Annotated in this window: 24 protein-coding genes and 1 pseudogene; 21 read left to right on the top strand and 4 right to left on the bottom strand. The window is 50.0% G+C overall.

Annotated features, from left to right (window positions below; genetic code table 11):
- The first annotated feature begins 48 nt into the window (after positions 1-48).
- The 6 genes and pseudogenes from TY10_RS06575 (at position 49) to TY10_RS06550 (ending at position 7,137) form a co-directional block, all read left to right on the top strand.
- A complete protein-coding gene (locus tag TY10_RS06575) occupies positions 49-1,008 on the top strand; it encodes a thymidylate synthase (protein WP_155985744.1) in 960 nt (319 codons plus the stop codon).
- A 21-nt stretch (positions 1,009-1,029) separates the two neighbouring features.
- Positions 1,030-1,533 (top strand): dihydrofolate reductase, encoded by a 504-nt coding sequence (locus TY10_RS06570; RefSeq protein ID WP_042161819.1) that lies wholly within the window; start codon positions 1,030-1,032, stop codon positions 1,531-1,533.
- A gap of 186 nt (positions 1,534-1,719) precedes the next feature.
- Positions 1,720-3,205 (top strand): annotated as a pseudogene (locus TY10_RS06565) (glutamate synthase subunit beta).
- A gap of 97 nt (positions 3,206-3,302) precedes the next feature.
- Positions 3,303-3,626: a hypothetical protein gene (locus tag TY10_RS06560; RefSeq protein WP_042161817.1), complete on the top strand. Its 324-nt coding sequence runs from the start codon at positions 3,303-3,305 to the stop codon at positions 3,624-3,626.
- Positions 3,627-3,676: 50 nt separating this feature from the next.
- Positions 3,677-4,822 carry a hypothetical protein gene (locus TY10_RS28710; RefSeq protein ID WP_052350406.1) on the top strand — a complete coding sequence of 382 codons (1,146 nt, stop codon included), beginning with the start codon at positions 3,677-3,679 and terminating at the stop codon, positions 4,820-4,822.
- Positions 4,819-7,137 carry a type IA DNA topoisomerase gene (locus tag TY10_RS06550; protein WP_042161815.1) on the top strand — a complete coding sequence of 773 codons (2,319 nt, stop codon included), beginning with the start codon at positions 4,819-4,821 and terminating at the stop codon, positions 7,135-7,137. Before TY10_RS28710 ends, TY10_RS06550 begins: the two co-directional genes overlap by 4 nt.
- Before the next feature lie 53 nt (positions 7,138-7,190).
- Here the strand turns inward: TY10_RS06550 and TY10_RS06545 are convergent, their stop codons facing one another.
- The gene (locus TY10_RS06545; protein ID WP_042161813.1) at positions 7,191-7,931 is read right to left on the bottom strand and encodes an HAD family hydrolase; all 741 of its coding nucleotides are present in this window, start codon (positions 7,929-7,931) and stop codon (positions 7,191-7,193) included.
- Between the two features lie 138 nt (positions 7,932-8,069).
- Between TY10_RS06545 and TY10_RS30305 the strand changes: the two genes are divergently transcribed.
- Positions 8,070-8,210 carry a hypothetical protein gene (locus TY10_RS30305; RefSeq protein ID WP_155985737.1) on the top strand — a complete coding sequence of 47 codons (141 nt, stop codon included), beginning with the start codon at positions 8,070-8,072 and terminating at the stop codon, positions 8,208-8,210.
- Between the two features lie 41 nt (positions 8,211-8,251).
- Here TY10_RS30305 and TY10_RS06540 read toward each other — a convergent pair whose 3' ends face one another.
- Positions 8,252-8,476, bottom strand: coding sequence for a hypothetical protein (locus TY10_RS06540; RefSeq protein WP_042161810.1), 225 nt, complete (start codon positions 8,474-8,476; stop codon positions 8,252-8,254).
- A gap of 161 nt (positions 8,477-8,637) precedes the next feature.
- On the opposite strand from TY10_RS06540, the gene TY10_RS06535 reads away from it, so the two are divergent.
- The 10 genes from TY10_RS06535 to TY10_RS06490 all read left to right on the top strand — a co-directional run bounded on the left by TY10_RS06535 (position 8,638) and on the right by TY10_RS06490 (position 18,618).
- Positions 8,638-9,363: a phosphonate ABC transporter ATP-binding protein gene (locus tag TY10_RS06535; protein WP_042161808.1), complete on the top strand. Its 726-nt coding sequence runs from the start codon at positions 8,638-8,640 to the stop codon at positions 9,361-9,363.
- Between the two features lie 80 nt (positions 9,364-9,443).
- Positions 9,444-10,055, top strand: coding sequence for a DUF3298 and DUF4163 domain-containing protein (locus TY10_RS06530; protein WP_042161806.1), 612 nt, complete (start codon positions 9,444-9,446; stop codon positions 10,053-10,055).
- A gap of 56 nt (positions 10,056-10,111) precedes the next feature.
- Positions 10,112-10,411 (top strand): hypothetical protein, encoded by a 300-nt coding sequence (locus TY10_RS06525; protein ID WP_042161804.1) that lies wholly within the window; start codon positions 10,112-10,114, stop codon positions 10,409-10,411.
- Between the two features lie 82 nt (positions 10,412-10,493).
- On the top strand, positions 10,494-12,110 hold the full coding sequence (locus tag TY10_RS06520; protein WP_042161802.1) for an amino acid permease: 1,617 nt from the start codon (positions 10,494-10,496) through the stop codon (positions 12,108-12,110).
- A 311-nt stretch (positions 12,111-12,421) separates the two neighbouring features.
- Complete coding sequence (locus TY10_RS06515; protein WP_238327482.1) at positions 12,422-13,102, top strand: MOSC domain-containing protein; 681 nt, start codon at positions 12,422-12,424, stop codon at positions 13,100-13,102.
- A gap of 38 nt (positions 13,103-13,140) precedes the next feature.
- Positions 13,141-14,151 (top strand): phosphotransferase, encoded by a 1,011-nt coding sequence (locus tag TY10_RS06510; protein WP_042161800.1) that lies wholly within the window; start codon positions 13,141-13,143, stop codon positions 14,149-14,151.
- 41 nt (positions 14,152-14,192) lie between these two features.
- The gene (locus TY10_RS06505; protein WP_042161798.1) at positions 14,193-15,116 is read left to right on the top strand and encodes a polysaccharide deacetylase family protein; all 924 of its coding nucleotides are present in this window, start codon (positions 14,193-14,195) and stop codon (positions 15,114-15,116) included.
- 79 nt (positions 15,117-15,195) lie between these two features.
- Complete coding sequence (locus tag TY10_RS06500) at positions 15,196-16,155, top strand: AAA family ATPase (RefSeq protein WP_042161796.1); 960 nt, start codon at positions 15,196-15,198, stop codon at positions 16,153-16,155.
- 9 nt (positions 16,156-16,164) lie between these two features.
- Positions 16,165-17,277: a DUF58 domain-containing protein gene (locus TY10_RS06495; protein WP_042161794.1), complete on the top strand. Its 1,113-nt coding sequence runs from the start codon at positions 16,165-16,167 to the stop codon at positions 17,275-17,277.
- Between the two features lie 57 nt (positions 17,278-17,334).
- Positions 17,335-18,618, top strand: coding sequence for a DUF4129 domain-containing protein (locus TY10_RS06490; RefSeq protein ID WP_042161793.1), 1,284 nt, complete (start codon positions 17,335-17,337; stop codon positions 18,616-18,618).
- Between the two features lie 12 nt (positions 18,619-18,630).
- On the opposite strand, the gene TY10_RS06485 is transcribed toward TY10_RS06490, so the two are convergent.
- Positions 18,631-19,608: a YpdA family putative bacillithiol disulfide reductase gene (locus TY10_RS06485; RefSeq protein ID WP_042161790.1), complete on the bottom strand. Its 978-nt coding sequence runs from the start codon at positions 19,606-19,608 to the stop codon at positions 18,631-18,633.
- A 142-nt stretch (positions 19,609-19,750) separates the two neighbouring features.
- Here TY10_RS06485 and TY10_RS06480 point away from each other — a divergent pair, with 142 nt between their 5' ends.
- From TY10_RS06480 to TY10_RS06470, 3 genes are all read left to right on the top strand, one after another.
- Positions 19,751-20,284, top strand: a complete 534-nt coding sequence (locus TY10_RS06480; protein ID WP_042161789.1) for a hypothetical protein — start codon at positions 19,751-19,753, stop codon at positions 20,282-20,284.
- A 71-nt stretch (positions 20,285-20,355) separates the two neighbouring features.
- The gene (locus tag TY10_RS06475; RefSeq protein WP_052350405.1) at positions 20,356-22,104 is read left to right on the top strand and encodes an ABC transporter ATP-binding protein; all 1,749 of its coding nucleotides are present in this window, start codon (positions 20,356-20,358) and stop codon (positions 22,102-22,104) included.
- A gap of 12 nt (positions 22,105-22,116) precedes the next feature.
- Complete coding sequence (locus TY10_RS06470; protein WP_042161787.1) at positions 22,117-23,922, top strand: ABC transporter ATP-binding protein; 1,806 nt, start codon at positions 22,117-22,119, stop codon at positions 23,920-23,922.
- Here the strand turns inward: TY10_RS06470 and xerS are convergent.
- Positions 23,919-25,016, bottom strand: a complete 1,098-nt coding sequence (xerS, locus tag TY10_RS06465) for a tyrosine recombinase XerS (RefSeq protein WP_042161785.1) — start codon at positions 25,014-25,016, stop codon at positions 23,919-23,921. The genes TY10_RS06470 and xerS overlap by 4 nt on opposite strands.
- 252 nt (positions 25,017-25,268) lie before the next feature.
- Here xerS and sleB point away from each other — a divergent pair, with 252 nt between their 5' ends.
- Positions 25,269-25,931, top strand: a complete 663-nt coding sequence (sleB, locus tag TY10_RS06460; protein ID WP_238327481.1) for a spore cortex-lytic enzyme — start codon at positions 25,269-25,271, stop codon at positions 25,929-25,931.
- The last annotated feature ends 883 nt before the right edge of the window (positions 25,932-26,814 follow it).

Here is a 26,814-nt window from a genome sequence, read left to right as displayed (position 1 = left end):
AATAGAAGGACGATAGCTTTTTAGCAGGGGGATAAAGAGATGGGAAATATATCGACTAGCGAGAACGAATATTTGCAGCTTCTACGGCATGTGCTCAAGGATGGAGCGAGGAAGGAAGACCGCACGGGAACGGGAACGATCTCGGTATTCGGCTATCAAATGCGCTTTAACTTGCAGGAAGGCTTTCCGCTTCTGACGACGAAGCGCGTACCTTTCAAACTTATCGTCAGCGAGCTGCTGTGGTTTATTAAAGGCGATACAAACATCCGATATTTATTGCAGCACAACAATAACATTTGGAATGAATGGGCGTTCAAGAAGTGGGTGGAGAACGCAGATTACAGTGGTCCTGATATGACTGATTTTGGTCTTCGCTCCCAAACCGATGAAGCGTTTAACGCGTTGTATGAGGAGCAGATGACGGCATTCAAGTCAAGGATCTTGACCGATGATGCCTTCGCTGCCCAATACGGCGAGCTAGGCAATGTATACGGCAAACAATGGCGTGAATGGCAGACGACACGCGGAGACAGTGTCGATCAGTTGAAGGACGTTATCCGCACGATCAAAAGCAATCCCGATTCCAGACGGCTGATCGTTTCCGCGTGGAATCCGGAGGATGTGCCGACCAACATGGCACTGCCGCCATGCCATACGATGTTTCAGTTCTACGTATCGGAAGGCAAGCTCTCTTGCCAGCTCTATCAGCGCAGCGGCGACATTTTCCTAGGTATCCCGTTCAATATTGCAAGCTACGCGCTTCTGACGCATCTCATTGCACATGAATGCGGCCTGGAGGTTGGGGATTTCATCCACACGCTGGGTGATGCTCACATTTATTTGAACCATATAGAGCAAATTAATACGCAATTGGAACGGGAACCTCGTGAGCTTCCGCAATTAAAGATTGATCCGTCTGCGGGATCGATTTTCGACATTGGGGTAGAGCATTTATCCGTTGAGAACTATACGCCGCATCCGTCGATCAAAGCGCCAGTAGCGGTGTAAGAGAAGGGGAGGGGAAACGACATGTCTATTACGATGATCGCGGCGATGGACCGCAACCGTACAATTGGCTTCGGCAATCGGCTGCCATGGAAGCTGCCGGCGGAAATGGCTTATTTCAAAAAAATGACGACGGGCAAGACGGTTGTGATGGGCCGCAAAACGTTTGAATCGCTGCGGAGCAAACCGCTCCCCAACCGTCGTAATATCGTCTTAACGAGGCAGGAGCAGGCTTCCTTCGAAGGCTGCGAGACGGTGCGTTCGGTGCAAGAAGCAATTGACCGTTTTGGCGGTGAAGAGTTAATGATTATCGGCGGAGCTGAAATTTACGCGCAATTTTTACCTGTTGCAGACAAGCTTTTGCTGACTGAGGTGCAGACCTCCGTTCCGGAGGGAGATGCTTATTTCCCGGCATTTTCTCTGGGGGAGTGGACGCTCGTTCATCAGGAGCCGGTGGCCAGCGATGACGCTAATGCTTACCCATTTACTTTCCAAACCTTTACACGTTCGGGACAGAATGGCTTGTAATACGAACGTTATGTCATAAAGTGCAAATGATTGTACGGATAATCCATATGCGGTTTCAAGCTGGAATGATACGATTTTTAGAAACACTAGGAATCAAATTGCTGTTGAATAATAATCGTATTCCCGATATAGTTTGAGAGAGAAAACCGCATAGCTAAGGGAATAACGGATGGAGGAAATGCGAGCATGTCTACACCTACAGGATTTATGGAATATAAGCGCGAGCTCCCGGTTGACCGCGATCCGCTGGAACGGATCAAGGATTGGGATGAATTTCATAAGCATATGTCGAATGAGCAGCTCCGGACGCAAGGCGCGCGCTGCATGGATTGCGGTACGCCATACTGCCATACAGGTATGGAGCTCGCTGGCTCAACCTCCGGATGCCCAGTTAATAACCTAATCCCGGAATGGAATAATCTAATCTATCGCGGCTTGTGGCGTGAAGCGCTCGACCGATTGCACAAAACGAATAATTTCCCAGAGTTCACCGGCCGTGTATGTCCGGCTCCGTGTGAGGGCTCATGTACAGTTGGTCTGATCGGAGATGCCGTTACGATTAAGACGATCGAGCAAGCGATTATCGATCGCGGTTTTGATGAGGGCTGGGTCGTTCCGCAGCCTCCAAAAAATGCGTACAGGCAAACGTGTAGCTGTCGTTGGCTCTGGTCCTGCAGGCATGGCTTGCGCGGCTCAACTGAACAAAGCAGGCCACTCCGTAACGGTGTATGAGCGTGCAGACCGTATCGGCGGATTGCTGACTTATGGTATTCCAACGATGAAGCTGGACAAAAAAGTTGTTCAACGCCGCGTAGATTTGATGGCAGAAGAAGGCGTTGACTTTGTAACGAATACCGAAATCGGCAAAGACATTACAGCGACAGAATTGAAAGAGCAGTTCGATGCTGTTGTACTTTGCGGGGGCGCAACGAAAGCGCGTGAAGTGGATATCGAAGGCCGTGACCTGCAAGGCGTTCACCTGGCAATGGATTATTTGAACGGTACAATTAAGAGCTATCTGGACTCCAATCTGGAGGACGGCAACTATATTTCGGCGAAAGACAAGCATGTTATCGTAATCGGCGGCGGCGACACCGGTACAGACTGTGTTGCTACAGCTCTGCGTCATGGCTGCAAATCGATCACGCAATTCGGTACGCATGCTAAAGCTCCGCTAGAGCGTGACAGAGTGAATAACCCGTGGCCGCAATTCCCGAACGTGTACACGCTGGATTATGCACAAGAAGAAGCCAAAGCGCTGTACGGCGAAGATCCGCGTGCGTTCTCGGTGCTGACTAAGAAGTTCGTTGGCGAGAATGGCGTTTTGAAAGAACTGCACACGGTTCAAATCGAGCGTACGGTCGATGAAACCGGCCGCAAAATTTATAAAGAGATTCCAGGTACTGAAAAAGTATGGCCTGCTGATCTCGTATTTATCGCTGTTGGCTTCGAGGGTCCTGAGAACACGCTGATTAATCAGCTTGGCCTGGATCAAGACCGCCGTTCGAACGTAAAAGCCGCATATGGCAAATACACGACGAACGTGGACAAAGTGTTTGCAGCAGGCGATATGCGCCGCGGCCAAAGCTTGGTCGTCTGGGCGATTAACGAGGGTCGTGAAGCGGCTCGCGAGGTTGACAAATATTTAATGGGCTCCAGCCAGTTGCCTTAATCGTGAACCTGCATTAGTATAATTAATAGCATGAAATGATAAGAAGCGCCTTCGGGCGCTTTTTGTTGCTGTAAGGGAAACAGGAGGCTATTCATTCATGATTAAGTATGGTTTAGACCGTGTGACCGAATTGAAATTTAAAACGTATGACGTATCGATGGAGAAAAGGGACGGCGGCCAGTGGATTGACATCACGCTTCGTTTCGAACTGGACGAGGGTACGCCTGCACCCGATGATTTGATCGATTTGAGCGGGCTGGTAATTACGACGCTGAGCGGCGCTATCGCACAAATCGTACCGCAGGATGAAGATATCGATTGCGAATATCAGTTTACGACATTCGAGAAAGAACAAATACGGACATTTATCCAAAGTGCTGAAATCCAGCTTCAGATTGCAAATCTATCTACCCCAATGTAAGGAAAGTTGTGGTAAAATCGGTATGAGATGACGTGAAGGAGCGATTCGTCATGACTGCCGAGAAAGACTACGTATTGTCGCCCTCGGATGTGAGCAGCATCAGACGTTACGTACAGCATAAATATGCTGCAATGCCGCAGGAGAAAAAGGCGGAGATTATCGCCGACGCCATAAATCGCACGATACATAGACAGCTGCCGGCGTTCGATGATGAGGTGAAACGGAGCCTGACGGCTTCTTTGATACGTCAAATTGTCGTTGAACGGCAAATGCCGGTACGCACGGATGATATATTTGAAGCTTGCTTGAACTTGAATCGGGAAGAGGCTTCCGTACGGGAGCCTCTTCGGAAATGGATTGAGCAGCAGGCGAGCGCTAGCCTGTCTCCAGATAGGTTCGACTCGTTAATGGACGAGCTGGCCTCCCCGGAGCCTTTGCATGGCCGTCGAAGCCATGTCGCTTGGGAACGTCTCAAGTCGATGTTGGGCGATATGGAAGCTTTGTCCGTACAATCCGGCTCCGGCGCGTTGGCAGAAGTTATTAATCTTCCTATGCCAAATAAAAAGCTGATGCCGGCCACTCGTATTCGGCCAGCCGTCTACGCTTTGCTTTGCCTGCTGCTTTTTGGTGCTACCTTGGCCTATGGATGGTCGGCTGCATCCAGCAGATCGGCTGGCAAAACAGCCGAGCAGCCTAGCGAGCCTGCAGTACCCTTAGTCAAGCCGGTGATAGACGGCTTGCCAGCGGAGCTTCGTTACACCGAAGTAGATCAGAAGAAGCTCGCGGTATATTTAAAAGGAAAATCGTCCGTGCTGGCGGAGCAGCCCTATTTGGGGGCCATTATTACGGCAGCTGAGCAATTTGATATTCATCCGCTAATTCTGTTCGCTATAACGGGACAAGAGCAAGCGTTCGTTCCGACAACGAATAAACAGGCGAAGCAAATTGCCAATAATCCCTTTAATGTGTTTCATAGCTGGCAGGAGTATAATACAACCATTGATGATTCGGCAACGATTGCCGCTAGAACGATATTTAATTTAAGTAAAGGACGTCCCGCGGATGTCGACCCGTTCACATGGATCAATCGCAAATATGCGGAGGATCCGGGCTGGTCCAAAGGGGTCCGAACGATTTTTGGAACGATGAAGCGTCACTTGGAGACGCCAAGCCAAAGTAAAGAGGCGATGGATTGAAAACGTTAATCATAGCAGAGAAACCGGATATGGGCCGGACGATTGCATCGGTTATTGAACCGAAAGCAGCCAACCGCAGAACGTACCTGGAGGGCGAACGCTATATCATTACGTGGGCGATCGGTCACTTGGTTGCATTGGCCGAACCTGATCAATATGACGCCCGTTATAAGAAATGGACTGACCAGGACTTGCCAATCATTCCCCAGTCCTTCAAGCTGTGGCCGAACCCACGGACGAAGGATCAATTAAAGCAGATTGGCGAGCTGGCAAAGCGATGCGGCAAGCTGGTTAACGCCTGCGATGCGGGGCGTGAAGGCCAGCTTATTTTCCACTATATCCGTCAATATTTGAAGCTGTCGCAGCCGACTGACCGGTTATGGATTTCGGATTTGACACCTGAGACGATCCGTAAAGGCTTCGATTCGCTGCGCAGCGACTACGATTACGAGCCGCTGACGAAAGCAGCGCGGGCACGAAGTGAAGCAGATTGGCTGATCGGAATGAACGCCTCTAGAGCGTTTACGATTCGCCACAAGGCGTTGTTGTCGGTTGGCCGCGTTCAGACGCCGGTACTGGCGCTGCTTTATGACCGTCATAAGGAAATTACCGCCTTTAAGTCGGATACGTATTTCGTCGTGAAAGCTTCATTCGATCAAGAAGGCTTCCTCTATTCCGGTATCTGGCAAGGGGATCGGTTGACGGTTAAAGAAAAAGCGGAGGCATTGGCAGCGAAGACAAAGGACAAGCCTGGTGTTATTGCCGATTATCAAGTGGCAGAGTCGAAGGAGTATCCTTGCCGGTTGTACGATTTGACGCTGCTTCAACGGGAAGCGAACGGCAAACATGGTTACTCTGCCAAGAAAACACTGGATATCGCACAAGCTCTTTACGAGAAGCATAAGGTCATCTCTTACCCGAGAACGAATTCCAACTATGTGACAGAAGAGAATCTTCCGGTCATGCAGAAGGTGCTTTCTATGCTTCAAGGCACAGAAACGTATAAAGAGCTGGCAGGGGGAGCGGATCGCAGCCGAGTGCATAAGGGCAATAAAGCGGTATGCAATCCGTCTAAGGTTGAAGATCACCACGCCATTATGCCAACGCCCAAGCGGGCTTCCGGGCTGAGCCAGGAGGAGCAAAATATTTACGATATGATCGTAAGGCGGTTTCTATCTCATTACTATCCGCCTGCGGTATATAAGAACCATACGGTAATGACCTTGGTAGAGGGAGAAACTTTCCGCACCAAGGCGAAGGAGCAGCTGGAGCCGGGCTGGAAAGTCGTGCAGCAGCAGGATGCCGCCTCATCCAACCGCAAAAGCAAGCGTAAAGGAAACGACGACTCATCCGGAGCAGACGAAGAGGAGCTGGAGACGGACCAGCCCTTCATACTGAAGCCGGAGAAGCCTGTTCATTGCGTGAAGGCGGAAGCGACGGAAAAAGAAACACAGCCGCCAAAGGCTTTTACGGAAGGTACACTGCTGAAAGCGATGGAAGGTGCGGGCAAGTCGATGGAGGATGACGAGCTGCGCGAAGCAATGAGAGATACCGGTCTCGGGACACCAGCGACAAGGGCAGCAACGATCGAGAGATTAAAGTATGTCGGCTACATTCATTTAGCTGGCAAACGTCTGGATATCACGCCTAAAGGCTGCGCCGCGATTGAACTAATCCGTGGTGCCGGCGTTGAGCTTCTTGCTTCTCCAGAAATGACAGGCAGATGGGAGCAGCGTCTTCACCAAATTTCCAAAGGCGAAGCTTCCGACGACCAGTTCATTGCTAAAGTTAAGCAGTTTGCGACGATGGTCGTGGATAAGGTACGGCAGCAGCCTCCTGCAGCTCCTGGTACATTCGAGGAGCGCACTTCGGCGGGCAGCGGCAAGCGAGGTGCCAAGGAGCGCAGTGGCGGCAGCAGGTCCAGTCAAAGCTCGAGAGGGACTAAGGGTGAGGGCAGCTCCAGAACAACTAGAGCAGCGTCGGCTGCTTCTTCGGCAACTGCCAAGAAGACAACGTCGGCAGCGCCTGCTAGCCGAACGGCGGTTGGCTCATGTCCGAGAGAGGGCTGCGGCGGCACGATTATTGAAGGCAATCGCGGCTACGGCTGCAGCTCATATCGCGAAGGGTGCAAATTTGTGATCTGGAAGGATCAGCAAGGTAAATCCGTGTCCCTCACGATGGTGAGATCCTTGCTGGAGAAAGGTTCGACCAGCGTGCTTGCTTTCAAGCAAGCTAATGGTGAAAGCATAAAGGGGAGACTGGTATTAACCGACCGAAATAATGGAACGGTTGTCCAGCAGTCGAACGAAAAGTAGTCCTAATAAACAAAGAACCGATTCGGGATTGTGGTCCTCGATCGGTTCTTTGTTTATGTCTGGCGGGAGATATAGCCTTCAATAGCGGTTGGTACTTCGACAAGCTTGTCCAGTGTAAGGAAAGCGCCCTTCGGCTGGACATCAATCTGAACAACGTTGTAATGCCATTCCGACTCCGTCTTCATATGAATGGCGTGAATGCCTGCTGTTAGGGCAGGGACGACATCAGTACGAATGGAATTGCCGATCATCCAGGTATGTGCGCGGTCAAAATCGCCATCCGCCAATATATGCTCAAGCGCCTCGCTGTTTTTATGCTGCCGAATATAAATTCGCGGGCCAAAGTAGCTCTCCAGCTGCATTTTTTCGATTTTACGGCGTTGAATGACGATTTCTCCGCCTGTATATAAATGAAGCTCATGACCGCTTCCTGCAAGGGAATCCAACGTCTCTTGCATATTCGGATAAGGCTCGGTGTCATGTTCGTAAACACTTAGTCCCAGCTTCCATAAAAAATCTTGTTCTTTGGCGGAACGCTTGCGTCCGGTTGTATTGCTGAAATGAACGTAAGTATCTACGAAAGATTGAGGGAAATGCTCGCTTTTAAATCCAAATACAGAAATACCTGCAATATCGATCTCGATCTGCTTCGCCCGGATGGCCTCGGCGTTGACGCCCCCATGCCCTTGGAACCAAGTCGATAGCGCATCGACAAACTGATCAATAACGAGGTAGAAGTATTTGTTGCAATGGATAAGCGTATCATCCAAATCGAAGAATATATGCTGCTTCATCTTGTAGCACGGCTCCTTTATGACAGTGATTGTCGTATCAACAATCTACCCTAAAGGAAGGGTTTCGTCAAATGAAACCGGATGATTCGATTACATAAAATATGTCATTCATCCTCATAATGAGTGATGGAGGTGAAGATGATGCCATTCAATAAAAGTGATAAAAAAGAGAACCAGCGTAACCAATCGAGCTACAAAGAAGAAGCAGCCAGCACAAAGCTCAATAAATCGGCTAACCGGCCTCCCAGCCTTAACGGAATAAACAAGCAGTTGCCGTAATGACCGCAGCGGGGGCGGCGAAAGACGGCAACCGCCTCCGTTCAGGCATATTTCACTTGTGAAGCAGTTAATTGGTTCTTAATAAAAATAATGCGGCGGCGGATATAGAAGTCAAGGCTGTCGCCTTTCAAGTCTTTGGGCGAGATCACCTCCTCCGAGCGGTTGTCGATAATCGTTAACTTTCCGTCCGAATAGAACTTGAAAGTCAAGTCCCGACGCGGCCAAACTTTTTCCTCATACCGAAAGTTCTCGCAAGTGCTCTTCATGGTGATCCAGCCTCCTTAGTAATCAATTGGACGATTCACACGAACAGAACATTTGTTCTGTTTCCATTATAGCAAACATTTGTTCGGGTGGAAACTATTTTTTGTTTCCCTTAAACTAGATTTATAGACTCAGCTTGTGAGTGACGGAGGGGCGCGAACGAATGATAAATATAATTAATCTTTCCAAAGTAATACCGGGAGGACCTAAAGTGCTGAATAAGATCAGCTTCGAGGCTTATCCCGGCCAATTTATTGCCATAAAAGGAGCGAGCGGCAGCGGCAAGTCCATGCTGTTGAAGTGTCTGGCTCTGCAGGAAAAATGGACGAGCGGAACCTATCGTTTTGACGGTGTGGACGTATTGAAGCAAGGTTTCACGGGGAAAATGAAGGTAAAGCGTGAAATCGCTTACCTGGAAGAAAAGCCTCAGCTGTTTCAAACGAAAACGGGACTAAAAAACGTCATTATCGGTTCTGTAACTCAAACGCCCGCATGGCGCAGGTGGACAGGCATGATGCGCAACGATGACTATATGGGTGCAATGGATACGATTGAAAAGCTGGGACTTCTGGATAAAGCACATCAGCAAGCGCAAAAAATGAGCGGCGGCGAACGCCAGCGTATCGCCATTGCCCGGGCGCTAGTCCATGGAGCGAAGGTAATCGCAGCAGACGAGCCGGTGGCCGGCCTTGATCCGCATACAGCGGACCGCGTTCTTGGCGATTTGAAGCGACTTTGCCAGGAGCAGGGCGTTATCGTCATTGCGGTCATGCATCAGGGAGATTGGGCCGAACGATATGCCGACCGGATACTTGGTTTGAATAACGGGGAGCTTGTACTCGACATTAGAGGCAGGCGGCTGACCGAACGGGAGAAAATGATGCTGTAATTTGCCAATTGCATGGCATGAGCTTTGACATCTGCCGCATAGAATACACCATCTACTTAAATGGGGCAGGTGTCGAATGAATGGCATTTCAATCTCCGGTAGTCGTACAATCTTCACGGGCCGCTTTTCCAAAAGCAGTATTATGGCTCCCTTACGTGAGCGGCGGACCCAATGAAGCAGCGACGAAGCAAATTAACGAAACGATTCGGCTTGGCGCTCAACAGCTGGTTGCCGATCAGGGCTCGCTGGATGATCCCCGGTCTGAGATGCAAGGCTTTTATGAAGTAAAGACCAACGAGAAAGATATATTAAGCCTGTCGCTGTACAATTATGCTTATACTGGCGGTGCGCATGGCTTGACCCTGCAGAAGCCGCTGACATTCCGCGTATCGACGGGTCATTCCTATAAGCTCAGCGAGCTGTTTAAGCCGGGAAGCGCTTATGTTAGCCGGTTGTCTGAACTGGTAAAAGGGCAAATAGCAGCGAGAGATATCAGTACGCTGGAACCGTTTAAGTCAATCCGGGCGGATCAGGACTTTTATATCGCCGATCGTGCGCTCGTTATTTTTTTTGCATTGTACGAGTTAACGCCTTACGCTTACGGTTTTCCGTATTTTCCGATATCGGTATACGAGATTCAGGACATCATCGATGAGAACGGTCCGCTTGGTCCAATGGTGCAGAACAACTAAAGGATCGGATTCTACCGGACCGCCTATAATGCCACATTGCAAAGGGGCTGGTCCGCTTGAGCAAACTTTCTTGGCTCGGAATCATTCTGAACGTACTGCTGGGCCTTATGTTTCCGTACGTTCTGGTCGGAGGCATTGTGCTGATCTACGGCTTTATGTCACCGCCAACCGGAATTCAGCGTATTGAAGGCATCGCCATCTTACTCGTCTTTTTGTTGTCGCTGATCGTGGTTAATGTTACCGTGCTGCGCAAGCTGCCAACGGCTAAAGAACGGTGGTACAGGCTGCTTATTCATGCGATGTGGTTCATAGCAGCTCTAATAGCAAGCTTTATCTGGCTTCGCATCAGTGGATGATGCGAAGCTTTTTCGTTAGCAGCCCTCGTCTGAACATGAACACTGAAGCAGACTCATACATTAGTCGCATGGGGGTGTTGCGATGGTTTTCGTATGGCTAGGCATGCTGCTGTTTGTGATCGTATGCGCGCTTGCAATGGCTATTGCATTCAAGGCGCAGCAAAGCATCCGGGCATCCCATCATAGGAGTATGACCGGCCGTGCCGCGTACATTCAGGCGCAGCAGGATAAGCATGATTTGAATTTATTCGGTATCGCGCAGCAGCTTCGCCGGAGATTCGGCGGGCTTGGCGCATTCGGCTTATCATTCAACGCTCTTGGCGTTATTGGCGCTTCAGTATTGTTTCTTGGACCTGCCCTGCAGAAGGGGGGACCGTCAGTAGCAGCCGTTGGCTTGCCAATTGCTGCGCTGTTTGCGCTTGCAGTAAGCGCCACATTAGCTCAACTGGCTTCAGCTGTACCGACCTCTGGAGGCGTCTATCACTGGGCCTCGGCCATCGGCAGAAGAGTATGGGGCTGGTATGCAGGCTGGTTTCAGCTGGCCGGCAGCCTAGCGATGACTGCACTCATGAATGGGGCCTGCGCATTCGTTCTGGATCAGGCTTTATCGGCTAAATTCGGATACGACAGCCAGTGGTGGACGATCGGCTTGCTCTCGCTTGCCGTGACAGGAACACAGGCTGCGGCCAATCACTGGGGAGTAGCTGCAGTGGCGGGAATCCAACAGTCCGGCGTGTGGCTGCAAATTGGTGTTGTACTGGCCATATTGGCTGGCTTGGCCTATTTATTCTGGCCGGGCGTTTATTCACCTGTTCTTCTTTACACATTCCAGAATGCAAGCTTGGACGGTCATGCCGGGCTGTGGCCTTTCATTGCGGGAATGCTGCTGCTTCAAAAGCTGTTTATCGGGATGGATGCTGCCGCCCATGCAGCGGAAGAAACGCATGACCCGAGAATTCGAATTCCTTGGGCCATCTTCTTATCCACCGTATATAGCTATATTATTGGGTTTGTCCTCTTATTATTCATCCTGCTTGTGTTCCCTGTTGTACTTCCTTCGGGAGAGGGTGGAGGAGGGATGTTTCTGAATGCGGCGCTGCAAGCAGTTGGCGGTTCACCCGTCATCATCTATGCGATCTCAGCCGTACTCTGGTGCAGCGGTTTGGGATCACAGACTGCAAGTTCCCGGTCTATCTTCTGTATGGCTCGTGACAATGCGCTGCCATTCACTCGTATATGGACACGGCTGACGGCAGGTCAGTCGCCGAAAGAAGCTGTTTGGCTGGCCGCAGTACTTAGCATCGGTTTGCTTAGCATTGCCGGATTGATCCGCGGCGCTCAATATCCGCTTGTGTTATACAGCTTTGCGCTGTTGTGTCTCCATGTGTCTTACGCAATTCCAATTGCTTTGCTCCTTAAGCTGAAAGGCAAACACAAGCTGCTTCATGATGCTCCTTGGAGGCTGGGCAATTGGGGAACAGTCGTATACTGGTGTGCTTTTCTATGGCTGACTATAACAGCGGCGATGTCCGTCGCGGCTATCGGTTACTGGGGATTATACGGTGCCGTCTTGCTGTTGGGGCTGGCTGCAGCAGCAGATCGCAAATACCGGCAGCGTCATCTTGCCAAGCTGCAAAGCCGTCTAAAGAGGCCGCGTGGTGAAATCATCCGAATTGAGCGAAAATTCCATCTTCATTAATTTGCGGTTACAGGCGGGGAAATACGTAATGGGAAATTGGAAATGTTCCGATTTCCTATTTCCCGGGGAAGCGCATAAAGTTACAGGATGAATAGCATTTCGACAGCGCGTGATGGATTGATACTAATAGTGTCGAAAGGCGGGCATTGAACCCTTTGATATACTTAATCTAATTTATTGTTAATGATATTAAATAATGAATGAGCAGCCTTTTCCAATAGTGGCGGGCCGGCCTCCATTTCTTTTGCCATCTTCTCCCTTATACGATTATAATAGGGATATGAATTTGTTGACGGAAAGGAGGTCTTCCATTGCTGACGATTGCAGGAAATAGCAGTATCGTATCCTTGAATGTCGGAAAACCGGCAGAAGCACTGCATGGCAGTAAGCCGATAATGACCGGTATTTTCAAAACGCCATCGCAAGCTGCCCATCAATTGAGCGTAACCGGATTGAACGGTGACGGCCAAGCCGATACGGTGCATCATGGCGGACCTGACAAAGCGGTATGCGCTTACTTTGAAGCGCATTATCCCTTCTGGGAGGAGCGATTGGCTACAGCGCTTCCTTACGGTGCGTTTGGGGAAAACTGGACGGTTTCCGGCTGGTCGGAGAATGATCTTTGCATCGGTGATATTATTCAAGCCGGTGAAGTTACTGTTCAAGTGAGTCAGCCACGCCAGCCCTGCTATAAATTAGGGATCAGACACAATCGTCCAGCTCTGACAGCGGAGGTACAGAACACCGGTTATACCGGTTTTTATTTCCGTGTGCTGGAAGAGGGGCAAGTGTCCGCAGGCGTCAACCTTTCTATTCTGGAGCGGCATCCGTCAGGCATTACAATTGCCGAAGCCAACCAGGTTATGTACACTGCGAAGCGGGATCGTGCCGCTCTTGAAGCACTGTTAGCGGTAGATGCGCTGGCAAGCAGCTGGAGAGAGACGTTGAATGCCCGTCTAGAGAAGCTGATTCAAGAACAAGCAGAGAAATAGCAATAAATTGGATTAGCGGAATAGGGAGGCAGCATGATTTGACAGAAGACAGATTTGCCGTCTACATCGATCAGTTCGAGCTAGAGGCAGAATGGTCGATAGTACCCGGAGATAGCGGCATGAATAATACGACCCGAATGATTCAGGCGGGAAATCGCCGTTATGTATTGAGAGAATACAACAATCACCGCGATCGGGGCACGGTTCGGCTGGAGCATGAGCTGCTGCAAGCGCTGCAGAAGCTTGATAAGCCGTTTCAATCACCGGTACCGGTTGCCAAGCGAAATGGCGATACGATTGCGGAGTCGCCGGACGGAACGCTTGCCGCCCTATATATATTTATAGAAGGCTCAAGACCAAATGCTGATAATAAGGCCCATATTCGGTCGCTAGGCCGCGCAGTCGCCGATCTGATGCTTGCGCTAGGCCGCGTATCAGTATCGTATTCAGGACCTTATTCGCCCTATTATGAAATCGAACAGGTTTATGGTGAATTGACAACTGATGTATTGAAATCGCTTGCTGAGAGGCATCCGCAAATTCAAACGGTCGAAGTGAAGCTGTTGGAGCTGCAGAAGCTGAGGGAGCAATCGCGGGACGGGTGGGAACATTTGAAGCTGCTGCCTCGTCAATGGATACACGGAGACGTTAATTTCAGCAACGCGGTGGCGATTGGCGATGAAGTCGTCGGCTTGCTGGATTTTGAGTTTTGTACAGTAGATGTGCGTGCGATGGAGCTTGCGGTTGTAATTACTGATCTCATTGCGGAAGAAGACCAGCTGGCCTGGGAGCAAGTCCGTTGCTTTTGCGATGGCTTTTGCGGCAGTCTTCATCTGACGGAACAAGAAATGATGGCAGTTCCAACGTTAATAAAACTGAGGATGCTCGATGTGTTATTGCACTTTGCAACCCGTCTTGAGGGGCGCTTGGACGATGCTTCCGTATTGGCGGGCATCATTGAACAATGTCATCGGATTTGCAGTTGGACTGGCGGGCATGAACGGGAACTGCAGCAGCTGTTCCTTAACACTCTCGTTCGCCAAACGTAACTTTAATTGGAATAAAATAACTTGTGAAGGAGCGGATGGAAATGAATGTCGCAACAGCACTTGGGTATGGCAGCGATCAGCGGCTGCTCATTATTAATGCGGATGATTACGGCTTGAGCAAATCAGTTAATTCCGGCATTCAGCAGCTGCTTGAGGAACAGGCAGTCAGCTCCGCTACCTTGATGGTGCCGTGCAGAGCTTTCAAGGAAGCCGCACAGTGGAGTGCCAGTCATCCTGAATATGACGTTGGCATCCATTTCACTTTCACAAGCGAGTGGGACTCCTATCGGTGGGGGCCAGTCAATAAAAGTGCGTCTACAGCCTCTTTAGTTACCCCCGATGGTTCCTTTCCGAAAGACAGCAAGACATTTGAGCTGCAGGCGGACCCCGAACAAGTGCGGGAAGAACTCGTTGCCCAGATTGAGACTGCGCTTTCCTACGGCATGAAGCCAACACACGCGGACAATCATATGGGGAGTTTATATGGTCTCGCGACTGGCCGGCATTTTTTGCCGCTAGTATTCGAAGTGTGTGCCAAATACGGACTGCCATTCCGGATGCCGAGATCACTGTCGCTGACTGAAGGTGAAGTTGCACCTCCGGAGCTTGCTGAGCAAGCAAGGCAGTTAGGGCTGCTTGCCGACTCAATGGGGGTCGTAGTGCTTGATTACTTAGCGGGACTGCCGTTCCAGCTTCAATCGGGGGAGACGTACGAGACGCTTCGAACAGATATGCAGCAATTGCTGCACAATCTTAGACCTGGTGTAACGGAGCTTATTATTCATCCGTCGCTCGTGACCGATGAACTGCTAGCCTTCCACGGGCAGCCGGAGAAGCGGGGGATGGAATTTCAGCTGTTTCGTGATAAAGCGATTCAACGAACGATAGCTGACCAAGAAATTCGAGTGATTCATTGGCGTGATCTGCAACAGCTGCAGCGGAAGCAAAGCGGCTGGAAGGGCTAATCAGCAGCCAACAAATATGCAATCGGTTACACGTAGTTAATTCCAATTACTACTCATTCGCTGCAGAGGAGCTGCTTATATGTCATACGGACCGATTAATCAATTAGCTGAACAATTAAAAGCCAATATAGGTAAAGTAATCGTCGGAAAAGAAAACGTGGTTGAACTGTTGTTCATCGCACTCGTGACCTCCGGACACGTATTGCTGGAAGATGTGCCGGGAACAGGCAAGACATTGCTCGCCAAATCAATGGCAAAGTCGCTGCAGCTGCAGTTCCGGCGCGTTCAGTTCACGCCGGACCTGCTGCCTTCTGATCTGACGGGCATTCAGTTCTACAATCAGAGGGAAGGCAGCTTCGAATTTCGTCCAGGCCCTTTATTCACTAATCTGCTGCTTGCCGATGAGATTAACCGGGCAACACCCCGCACACAGTCCAGCTTGCTTGAGTGTATGGAGGAGCGGCAGATCAGTGTCGAGGGCGAAACGAAGAGACTGGACAAGCCGTTTATGGTCATCGCGACGCAAAATCCGGTGGAGCATCAGGGTACGTTCCCGCTTCCGGAAGCGCAACTGGACCGTTTCTTGTTCAAAATCGAAATGGGCTATCCGACAACAGAAGAAGCTGTTCAAATATTAAAGCGCTTCAAGGAAGGCGACCCGCTGGAGAAGCTGGAGCCTATAACGGGCGCAGAGCGGATTGCCGAGGCTCAAAGGCTATACAGCAGCGTGCGTATCGCTGACGACGTGCTTCTCTATATGCTGCAGATTGTTGAACAAACGAGAAAGCGCGACGATGTGCTGATCGGCGTCAGTCCCCGTGGAAGCCAAGCGCTGCTTCGCGCAGCTCAAGTCCATGCGATATTGAGGGGACGTGATTTCGTAACGCCGGATGACGTAAAGGCAATGGCTGCACCAGTTCTAGCGCACCGGCTTGCACTGCGCGGGCTGCAGCGGACGCAGCACAATGCACAGCAAATCGTTCAAGATATTATCCGGCAAACAGCGGTTCCGGCAGAAGCCGGCATTGCGGCCCGATAGGCGAAGTCGATGATCATCTTATGGTTCGGGATCATGGCTATAATCGTATTATTTATACAAGCGAAGCTATTCGGCCGATATGCCTTGCGAAACATCGGGTATACGAGGCATTTTCAGAAGCGCAGCTGTTATCGCGGGGAGCAGCTTGAACTCATTGAGCAGCTTACGAACGAAAAGTGGCTTCCTGTTCCATGGCTGCGGGTGGAATCGCAGCTGTCCGCATCTTTACATTTTCAGCATCAGGAAAATCTCGATGTCAGCAGCGGACAACTATCTCAGAATCATAAAAGCTTCTTTGCACTCATGCCATTTACGAAAATAACGCGAAGACATCGCATAACGGCTGCCAAAAGAGGTTTATATCAATTACAGACCGTTACGCTTACGGGGGGCGACCTGCTTGGTATGGGACAGCAAACAAGGCAAATCCCGCTAGGCGGCGTGCTCGTCGTATATCCGCGGCCCGCGGAGGTTCCCGTGAACGAGCTGCCATCGCATAGCTGGCAAGGGGAGCTTTCGGTTCGACGCTGGATTATCGAAGATCCTTTCGTCATTACCGGTGCCAGGGATTACCGGACAGGGGACGGTTATAAGCAGGTTAACTGGAAAGCGACCGCGCGGGCGGGACGTCTTCAAGTCCATCAATATGACTTTACGGCTGACCGCAAGCTGATGGTTTATTTGAATGTGGAGGATCGCGAAGCGATGTGGCGCTCCGTTACATCAGAAGCGATCATCGAGCGTGGAATCGAAATGGCTGCGGGCGCTGCGCAATCCGTCATTCAATCCGGCATGGAAGCAGGCTTTGGCTGCAATATGCCTATGTTTGGAGGAATGGACAGCACCATACTCGAGCCTCGCGGCGGCAATGGACAGCTTATCGAGCTGCTGGAGGCGATGGCCAGACTGGAACTGACACGGACGGAGCGGTTCATAGAGCTGCTTCAGCGAGAAGCGGATTACGCTTATTCGCAGCGGGACATTCTCATTATTTCCGCTTACTGGAATGCGGAGATGGATATGCAGGCTGAACGTCTGCGCAGCAATGGAAACGCTGTCGTACACTGGATGCTGTCGGACATGACACGCAGCGGGGAAGCGAAGGCAGGTGCATCCGGATGACAACTACATTCAATTCCAAATCAACCGATAGCTTCTATTCTCAAAGGCGGAGTCGAAGTGTTGTTCGTCTTGCCGCTGCTGCTGTTGATTGCCGTTCATGTTCTTTCGGGGCAAGCCGTTCTCTTGTGGCTGCTGACACTTCCGCTTTGTTATGGAATTGGCGCATTTCTCAAACAGGCTTTGAAGTTTAACCGGCTCATCTTCCGGCTGCTCGCGGCGATTGTCGTTGGAGCAGTACACGGCGGTTTTATCGCAGCATGGGATTTAGGGGACAGCGCAGCGGGTACTGCATTTATACTTGCTGCAATGCTGGTGCTTATCAGTATGTTTGCTGTCTTTAGAGGCATCAGCCAAATGATGAGTAGCTGGAGCAGGTTGTTTCCGAATACCGTGATGATCTTTTGCATTTTCGCATTTGTGGTGATCCAGCCCTTCAAGGGGATGCTCCATAGCATTACACCCTACGGGAGCGCATTGACGGTATGTGGCGTTGCAGCTGTCATTCTATTTTTCTTTCTAACGAATGAAAGACTGATTTCAGATGAAGCGGGCAACGAGTTCAGAAGCAGGACGGCTGCAGGGTTTCGCAGACAGAATCGCTGGATGACGGCTCTTGTCGTACTTGTGCTGATCGTGTTCAGCTTGTTCCGTCAATTGCAGCAGCTGCTGGAATCGGCTTTCCGGGCAATCGGCGATGCGATTATGAGGTGGCTGAATCGTCCGACGGAGCCAGTTGAGCCGTCCACAGAGCCTCCTCCGGCTTTGGATCCTGGAATGCAGATGGAACCGACAGAGCCGTCAGCATTTATTTTACTGCTGGAAGCGATATTGCGGATTGCCGGTACCATTCTATCAATCATTCTAATAGGTGCCGTGTTGTTCTTTATTGGACGCGCCTTGTACCGTCTGCTTCGTCAGACGCTGGATCGGCTGCTGGCACATACCAATGAAAGCCGGGAAGCTGAAGGCGGATACGTCGATGAAGTTGAAAGCATTATGTCTTCATCGAAATGGGGCAGAGGCCGCAAGGGCAAAGCGGATAAGGAGCCGGGCTGGAGCGAGCTTCGTACTGGCGCGGATCGTATTCGTTACTTGTATCGGCGGCTCATTAAAGGGCAAATTGAACAGGGCTATGCCTATCAGCCGCATTTGACGCCGCAAGAGACGGCTGCCGACCTGTTGTCGTGGCAAAAAAGGCAGCGGGCAACAGATGAAGAGCAGTCATTGGTGCGGGCTTATGAGGAAGTTCGATACGGGGAGCGGGAGATGGACGCACAATCGGCGGAGCAATTAAAAAAGCGGCTTGATGAATCAAGCCGCAAGTCTTCTAAAAATAAATAAGGGCTTGGTGCGCTAATTGCACTGCTCGACAATATGCTTCGCAATCTTAGTGCCATGATAGCGTCCGGATTCAATGAAGATCTCATTTGCCTCATGCTTGGAGGCTACGACTCCGGCAAGATATAGGCCAGGAACGTTCGTCTCCATCGTCGTCTCATCAAAGAACGGGAAGCCTTCCTCCGCAATTGCTACGCCGGAATGGATTAAGAAATCCCGGTCAGGATGGAAGCCGGTTAGCGCCAGTACAAAGTCATTCGGGATGGAATACCGTTCGTTCGATCCTTGAATGACAACGCTTCGCTTATCGATCTCAACGACTTGGGATTGGAACAGCATCTTAATGCTGCCGTTCTCGACCTTTTTCTCCAGACCCGGACGTACCCAAGGCTTAATGCTGCGGGAATAGGTGTCGCCCCGATAGATGATGGTTACTTTGGCACCGGCGCGCTCCAGCTCTAGAGCGGCGTCGATCGCCGAGTTGCTGCCGCCGATGATCGCGACCTCCATGCCGGTATAGGGATGGGATTCGCGGAAAAAGTGACTAACTTTGTCCAGCTTTTCACCGGGAATGCCCAAGTAGTTCGGATGGTCGAAATATCCTGTTGCGATTACGACATAACGGGCTGCGTATTCGCAGTTATCGCCGAAACGGTTAACGCTATGTACGACAAATCCGCCGTTTCCGCGTTCTACGCGTTGTACAGTCTCATAAGCATGGACCCGCAGCTCGTGTCGGAGTGCAGCGGTCCTGTAATAGTTGATCGCTTCAAGGCGAGACGGCTTTTCATTGGGCGAAGTGAAAGGAATGTCACCGATCTCCAGCCGGTCTGCCGTACTGAAAAAATGCATATACGTGGGATATTGGGCGATCGAATGTACCATATTATTCTTCTCGATGATGAGCGGGCGCAGCCCGATTCGCTGCAGCTCAATGGCGGCTGCTAGTCCGCACGGACCGGCCCCGATAATAATTGCTTCTTCTCGTTCCATTGCGTCAACCTCCAGATAGATGTCCAACCTATTTTACAGCGGAGTGCGGATTTAACGCAAATTTTGGCGTTTGGCTATCTTGTACACCGGATGGATTATTGTATAATAATGTGGAACCGTTTGTACCGAAGGAGGAGCAAGCATGCGACGGCGATTTGTAATAGAAGCAGTAATGGTAGCAACCTACGGGCATCTTCTCGTTCCGAGCCGTCCGATCGACTATGTCGTGCCTTATTCTTCCGTTCTCGAACTTTATGATATGCGCGACGGGTCCGATCCGGTTATGGAAGACCCTGAAGATGATTCCCATGTCCGGTCAAAAATAGCGGAGCTGATCGCTTTTTTCGAAGATCCGCTCAACCGCAAAAAAATTGAGAAAGCAATGCAGCTGCCTTGGCGGGAGAGCTCTCCGCTTATACTGAATGAACGCATTCAATTCACGGTCGTTCATGCGGTTGACAATGCCCATTATGGCGAATATTTCGATCCGATTGAGACGGAATTGCTGCTAACCAGCTCGAAGCTAAGCGTTCCGCTATTGTCGGACCAATTCGAGTTTCAAGATAAACTGATCGAAGCTGAAGTGCCTGTACAGATTTATGACATCGAAGATTTTGAGTTTGCGGTCGAAGAAGGAATATCAACGGCGGATGCCGGATTGTTCAACGATCGTTAACGCTCGAAAGACCTTGGGCCGTTGCGGCTTGGGGTCTTTTTTACTGCTTATTTTGAAAGGGGGATTGTCTCTTGAAGACGCTAATGAGGCTTATGATTTATGTAAGGCCAAGCGCCAGATGGGTAGTTGCCGCTGTCATTATTATGATTCTAGCTACCTTATTCGATTTGATTGCGCCATGGATAATGAAGGAGATATTTGATAAAGGCATTGCCGTCAAAAACATGTCGGTTGTCGTATCGCTGACACTGCTGCTGGCAGGTGTTCAAGCGCTGAAGAGTGTGGGGATGTTCCTGCAAGGCTATTCACAGGAGCTGGTAGGGCAAAACGTTGTATTTAAGCTGAGGGAGGAGCTTTATGCCAAGCTTCAGCGGCTCTCATTCACCTATTATGACAAAGCGCAAACCGGTCAGCTTATGTCGCGAATGACGGGCGATATTGAAGCGGTTAAAAACTTCGTCGGCTTTGGCGCTATGGCCTTGTTTACGGGGTTGCTGACTTTTGTCGGCACGTTTATCTTCATGCTGTGGATGCAATGGCAAGTGACGTTGATCAGCGCTGTGACGATTCCGCTTATTCTGTTTGTTTTGTGGCGCTTTAATCGTAAAGTCGGCCCGGCCTGGTCCAGCATACGGGAGCAGATGGGGAAGCTGACGACTACACTGCAAGAGAACATCTCCGGCATTCGCGTCGTGAAGTCATTCGCTGCCGAGAACTCCGAGAAAGGCAAGTTCGCAGCACGCAACAAGCAGAACTTCGAGACGAATATGGAGCGCGCGAAGCTGGAGGCGAAGTCATTCCCGCTTATGGGTCTGTTCGGCGGCTTGACGTTCGTGCTCATGATCTGGCTTGGTGCAATCTTCGTCGCTCGTGGTGAGATGACCATGGGAACATTCATGGCTTTCCAATGGTATACATGGGGGATGATCTGGCCGCTCAATATGCTCGGCTGGCAGATCAACATTATGCAGCAGGCGGTTAAAGCGGCGCCGCGCGTATTCGAAGTGCTGGATGAGGCTGTTGATATCGAATCGCCGGAGGCGGGACGGGAAACGAAAGGAATGAAGGGGGTTGTGACATTCGATGGTGTCAGCTTCTTCTTTGCCGATCAAGACCGCAAATCTGATGAGCCGATATTGAAAGATATCCATTTTAAAGTGAATCAGGGTGAAGTGATAGCCGTGCTTGGCGCGACGGGTTCAGGCAAGAGCAGTCTAATCGGTCTGCTGTCTCGTTTCTATGATACGTCGAGCGGCCGTGTACTGATCGATGGCACGGATGTGAGAGATTATGAGCTGGACGGTCTTCGCCAGAGCATTGGCATCGTACCGCAAGAAACGTTTCTGTTCTCCGCTACGATCCGGGACAATATTGCTTATGGATACCCGGGTGCTACGCAAGAGCAAATCGAACATGCGGCCGCGAAGGCGCAAATTCATTCGTTTATCGAAGGTCTGCCTCATGGCTACGATACGCTGATCGGTGAGCGGGGGGTAGGGCTATCCGGCGGGCAACGACAACGGGTTGCACTGGCGCGGGCTATTCTTATGGACCCGCCGATTCTCGTCTTGGACGAAGCGACGGCAAGTGTAGATACCGCTACGGAGTCTGCCATTCATGAGGCGCTGCTCGAGGTCATGAAGGGTCGCACAACGTTTATCATTGCCCAGCGGCTGTCATCCATTCAGCATGCGGACCGCATTATCGTGCTGGAGCAAGGCAAGCTTGTCGAGCAGGGAACGCATAGAGAGCTGAGCGAACGCAACGGATTTTTCCGCCAGCTGTTCGAACAGCAGCAGAAGCAGCAAGCTTCTTTATAAGGAGGAATGTAGATGAGTCAAGTAGAGTGGGATGAGGAGGAAGTTGAGGAGAAGCCGTTTAACATGGGCTATATGCGCAAGCTGTTCGGTTATCTGACTCCTTATCGTAAAATATTATCTTTCGTCGTCGTCGTTGTCCTCATTAATATGCTGCTCAGTCTGGCAGAACCGCTGCTGCTTGCTTATCTTATCGATAATGGCATCAAAAATGGCGATTTTAAAGCGATACATATATTCGGAATTTCGCTGCTCGCTATTAAGCTGATCGGCTGGGGCTGCGACTGGATCCGGACCAAATATATCAATTTTACAGGCCAGCGGATATTATTCGATTTGCGTCAACAACTGTTCGATCATTTGCAAAAGCTAAGCTTCCGTTTTTTCGACGGCAGACCAGCCGGCAAAATCATGTCCCGTATTACTAATGATACGAATGCGATCGGAGAGCTTATTAACGGCGGTTTAATTACGACCGTCATGGAAGTTACACATCTGGTCGGTATTATCGTTATTTTGCTGTGGATGGATTGGCAGCTTGCCTTGTTATCATTTATTACGATGCCTTTGCTCTATTTTGTCGTCGGCAGATTGCGGCCGCGTATTGAAGGCGCCTGGACGCGCTCGCGTCAGACAATGTCATCTATTAATGGCAATTTGAACGAGACGATTCAAGGCATTCGCGTCATTCAAGCTTTTTCACGGCAGCAGCAAAACAATGAAAAATTCGGCGTTATCAATACAAGAAATAAGAAAGCCTTCATGCGTGCAGTCACACTGGAATCGATGGTATATCCGTTTGTCGAGATGATCGGCATGATCGGTACTTGCGTCGTCATCTGGTTTGGTGCGACCCGGGTAATGGACGATGTGCTGACTGTAGGTTTTATTATGGCTTTCATCAATTATTTATGGAGATTCTGGGGGCCGCTCAGTGCCTTGTCCAAGGTATACAGCCAGGTTCTGTCGGCTATGGCATCGGCCGAGCGGATATTCGAAATATTGGATACCGATCCTGAAGTGACGAACGCAGCCAATGCGAAGCGTCTGCCCACGGTTCGCGGAGACGTCGCGTTCGAGAACGTATCCTTCCGTTATGCGCCAGACAAACCGGATGTTCTCCATGACGTCAGCTTCAATGTTCGGGCGGGACAACGTGTTGCGCTTGTAGGGCCAACGGGAGCGGGGAAGAGCACGATTGTCAATCTATTAATGAGGTTTTATGATTCAACCGACGGTCAGGTAAGGATTGACGGGATCGATGTCAAGGATGTGACGCTGGAATCGTTGCGGCAGCAGATGGGTATCGTATTGCAGGATTCCTTTATCTTCTCCGGAACGATCGAGCAAAATTTGCGTTACGGAAATGATGGCAGTACCGAGGAGCAAATGATTCAAGCGGCGGAGAGCGTTAGACTCGACCGGGTCGTGGCGGGGCTGCCGAACGGCTATGATACGGAATTAGAGGAGCGCGGCTCCAAGCTGTCTGTGGGACAACGACAGCTGTTAGCTTTTGGACGGGTGCTGCTGTCTGATCCGCGCATTCTTATTCTGGATGAGGCGACCTCCAGCGTCGATACAGAAACCGAGCAGCATATCCAGGAAGCTCTGGAGACGCTGCTCGGCGGCAGAACGGCATTTATAATTGCGCATCGGCTGTCTACAATCAGGGAAGCCGACGTTATACTGGTCGTGCAGGATGGCCGGATTAGCGAGCAGGGATCGCATGACGAGCTGATGCAAAGAGGCGGCACGTATGCCAACCTTGTTCAGACGCAGCAGCAGATGCAGGAAGCGGTCATGTCACAGGCGTTGCTCTAGGAAGTAGCTTCGCTGTTTCTTTTGATCCGGTCAATCGCTTCAGCCATCGTCTTATCGGTCAAATGGGCATAAATTTGCGTCGTTTCCGGTGATGCATGGCCCAATTGCTCTTGCGTCATATAAATATCGTTGCGGAGGTAATAATCCGTCGCGAAGGAATGGCGCAGCTTATGTACGGAGAGATAGGGCTTGCCGAAGCGCTTCGCATATTTAATGACCATCTCCTGAATAGCCCGTTTAGTCATTCTAGAGCCTTCTTTTTTGCCATTCGCAATGGCGAGAAAGAGGGCTTTTTCACGTTTAGGCGCCTTATAGCGGGTATCACGCATTTGCAAATAGGCATTCAGATCATCCGTCGCTTCCTGTCTAAAGTAGACTGGCGTTTTGAACGTATCATCGTTTTTACCTTTGCGGTACACATAACACAGCTTCTTCTTCACATCGATGTCGTCAGTATTGAGATTAACCAGCTCAGATACGCGAAGCCCGGAATGAAGAATTAGACTGATGATGCAAGCATCGCGGGTTTGATTCAGTTTATAAGAATAAAGTGCTTGCTTATTAGCGGCGATATCCTGCTCATAATAATGGCCGATGTAAGCCAGAAACTCTGCGATCTCTTCCTCCTGCAGCAGCTTGCCCTCCAGCTTGGCAGCTGTATCCTTCGGCTTATGTGTCCGTTTGATCGATACCTTAGCCATTACGTTGCGCTTAAGCAGCGGATAAAATTCATCATCCTCAGCAATTTGGCTTAAATAATGAAAAAGCGAGCGCAAGGACGACAGCCGTCTTGTGATCGTCGTTTTCGTATTGTGATGGGTAGGGTGGGTCGCAAGAAACATACGGAAATTATCAATGCTCTCCATATGCAGCCGTTCAAGCTCGATTAATTCGACTTGCTTGACTTCAGATGCGTTTGACAGCCCTTCGGCAATTAGCCACTTCATGAACAACTCATAATCCCGAACGTACTCCAGCAAGGAGGACGGCGATAGATCGGGCAGCTTATAGTTGACGAATTTCTCTACATACCACGGCATGGACGGCAGCTTGCGGTCCAGCTCTTGACGGTCTTTCACTTTTAAAATATTCAAGGGTCATGCACCTCGCTTCTGTTCAAACCTTTCTATATTGTACCAACTGGGTCCGCCTTGGACAATGCGAACAAGCTATTGAGAAGCGGGAAATTCACTTCCAGAAGCTTCTTTAGCAAATAAATGTAATTTATGGTTTAGGGTTACTGGATAAAAGATAATATGTTAAACTCTTAAAATGTTAGCCGAATCCATTAAAATTCCATTAATTCATGATATGAATTATTAAAATTATGAGGAGGAAAATTAAAAATGATAAATAATCGCATAATGCGTAAAAGTATCATATATATATTTGCATTTATTATTGCTATTTCAGTTCCGCTGCAGGCTGTTCAAGCGGCGGCTCCTGCGACGCTGCGCTACGGCGATAGCGGTGTAGACGTGCCGGACTTGCAATTCAGGCTGAAAACGCTCGGCTACTTCACTAATGATGCCGTAACTGAATTTTATGGCAAGCTGACCGAAGATGCCGTACGCCGCTTTCAAGCCGATTATGGCTTGAAGAAGGATGGGATCGCTGGAGAATCCACATGGTCTAGCTTGAAGAAAGTTTCAGCTAATGAACGCGAGTTGAATCTGCTTGCCCGCATCATTTACGCGGAAGCGCGAGGGGAATCCTATAAAGGACAGGTAGCAGTGGCTGCGGTTGTATTGAACCGATTGAGCGCTCCTGGCTTTCCGGATACGATAGAAGGCGTTATTGAGCAGTCTGGTGCGTTTACAGCTGTCGATGACGGCCAATATTATATGCAGCCTGACTCGCAGTCTTATCGGGCGGCTACAGATGCGTTGCGCGGCGAAGACCCTTCCAAAGGCGCGCTGTACTACTTTAATCCAAAAACAGCAACGTCCAAATGGATCTGGTCCCGTCAGCAGATCGTGACGATTGGCAATCATATCTTTGCGAAATAATAGAAGTGGAATGGATATCGGAAAATAAAATGATACTGCCTTGCTTTAACTGGAAGGCAAGTAGAGCTGGAGTCGTCTGACAAGACGGCTCCTTTTGCTGTCTGGGGGGCCTGTGTGCACATGCTGCTCGTATTAACAATTGAGGACAACGTGGCCACTACGCCTATGTTTTTGAGTAACCTGCATGTAGATGGGGCCTTCTTGATATAGAATCAATCCTTTAATTGTAGCTTCCCTAATTTAAAATTAACTTTGTCAACAACTTTACTCAACTCTACCTACACAAACTCAATAGATACCCTAAGCTTGATAGCCTTGTATGCTGTATGTAATCAAAATGCAAAAGTGCAGGCTGATTGGCCCCAAATGGCCCAAACCAGCCTTCAAAATGTAAAAGTACATTTGAAATCGCCCAATTTCGCTCGTTCGGGGCTTTTTAGCTCAATCAAAATGCACATTTGCATTTTGAAGCGATAAATCGTCGAAAAAGCGGCTTCCAACCTGCACTTTTACATTTTGATTGCCGCACCGTGTGGTGCTGTGCCAAACATTGGCAGTCAATTCTCATGATGTTGTCTCGCTAACTTCACTGGGAGTTAGTGTTACTCACATCATTGTATAAGCAGAGACCTGTTTGTTCACTTTTGAGCAGGGTGAGCGGAGCGATTTGAGTTCTGGCTGACTTTGCGCAGATTCAATCCATTATTCATCGTGAAGATGATGAGGTAATGGAATCAAGTACGGCAGACAGAACCAAAACGCGCAGCGATCCCGGTTGTTCACTGTTGAGGAGTGCAGGGTGAGCGGAGCGATTTGAGTTCTGGCTGACTTTGCGCAGATTCAATCTATTATTCATCGTGAAGATGATGAGGTAATGGAATTA

The organism is Paenibacillus gorillae, assembly GCF_000513275.1.
GTDB classification, from domain to species: Bacteria; Bacillota; Bacilli; order Paenibacillales; family Paenibacillaceae; genus Pristimantibacillus; species Pristimantibacillus gorillae.
This window is presented reverse-complemented; position numbering and strand designations above follow the sequence as displayed.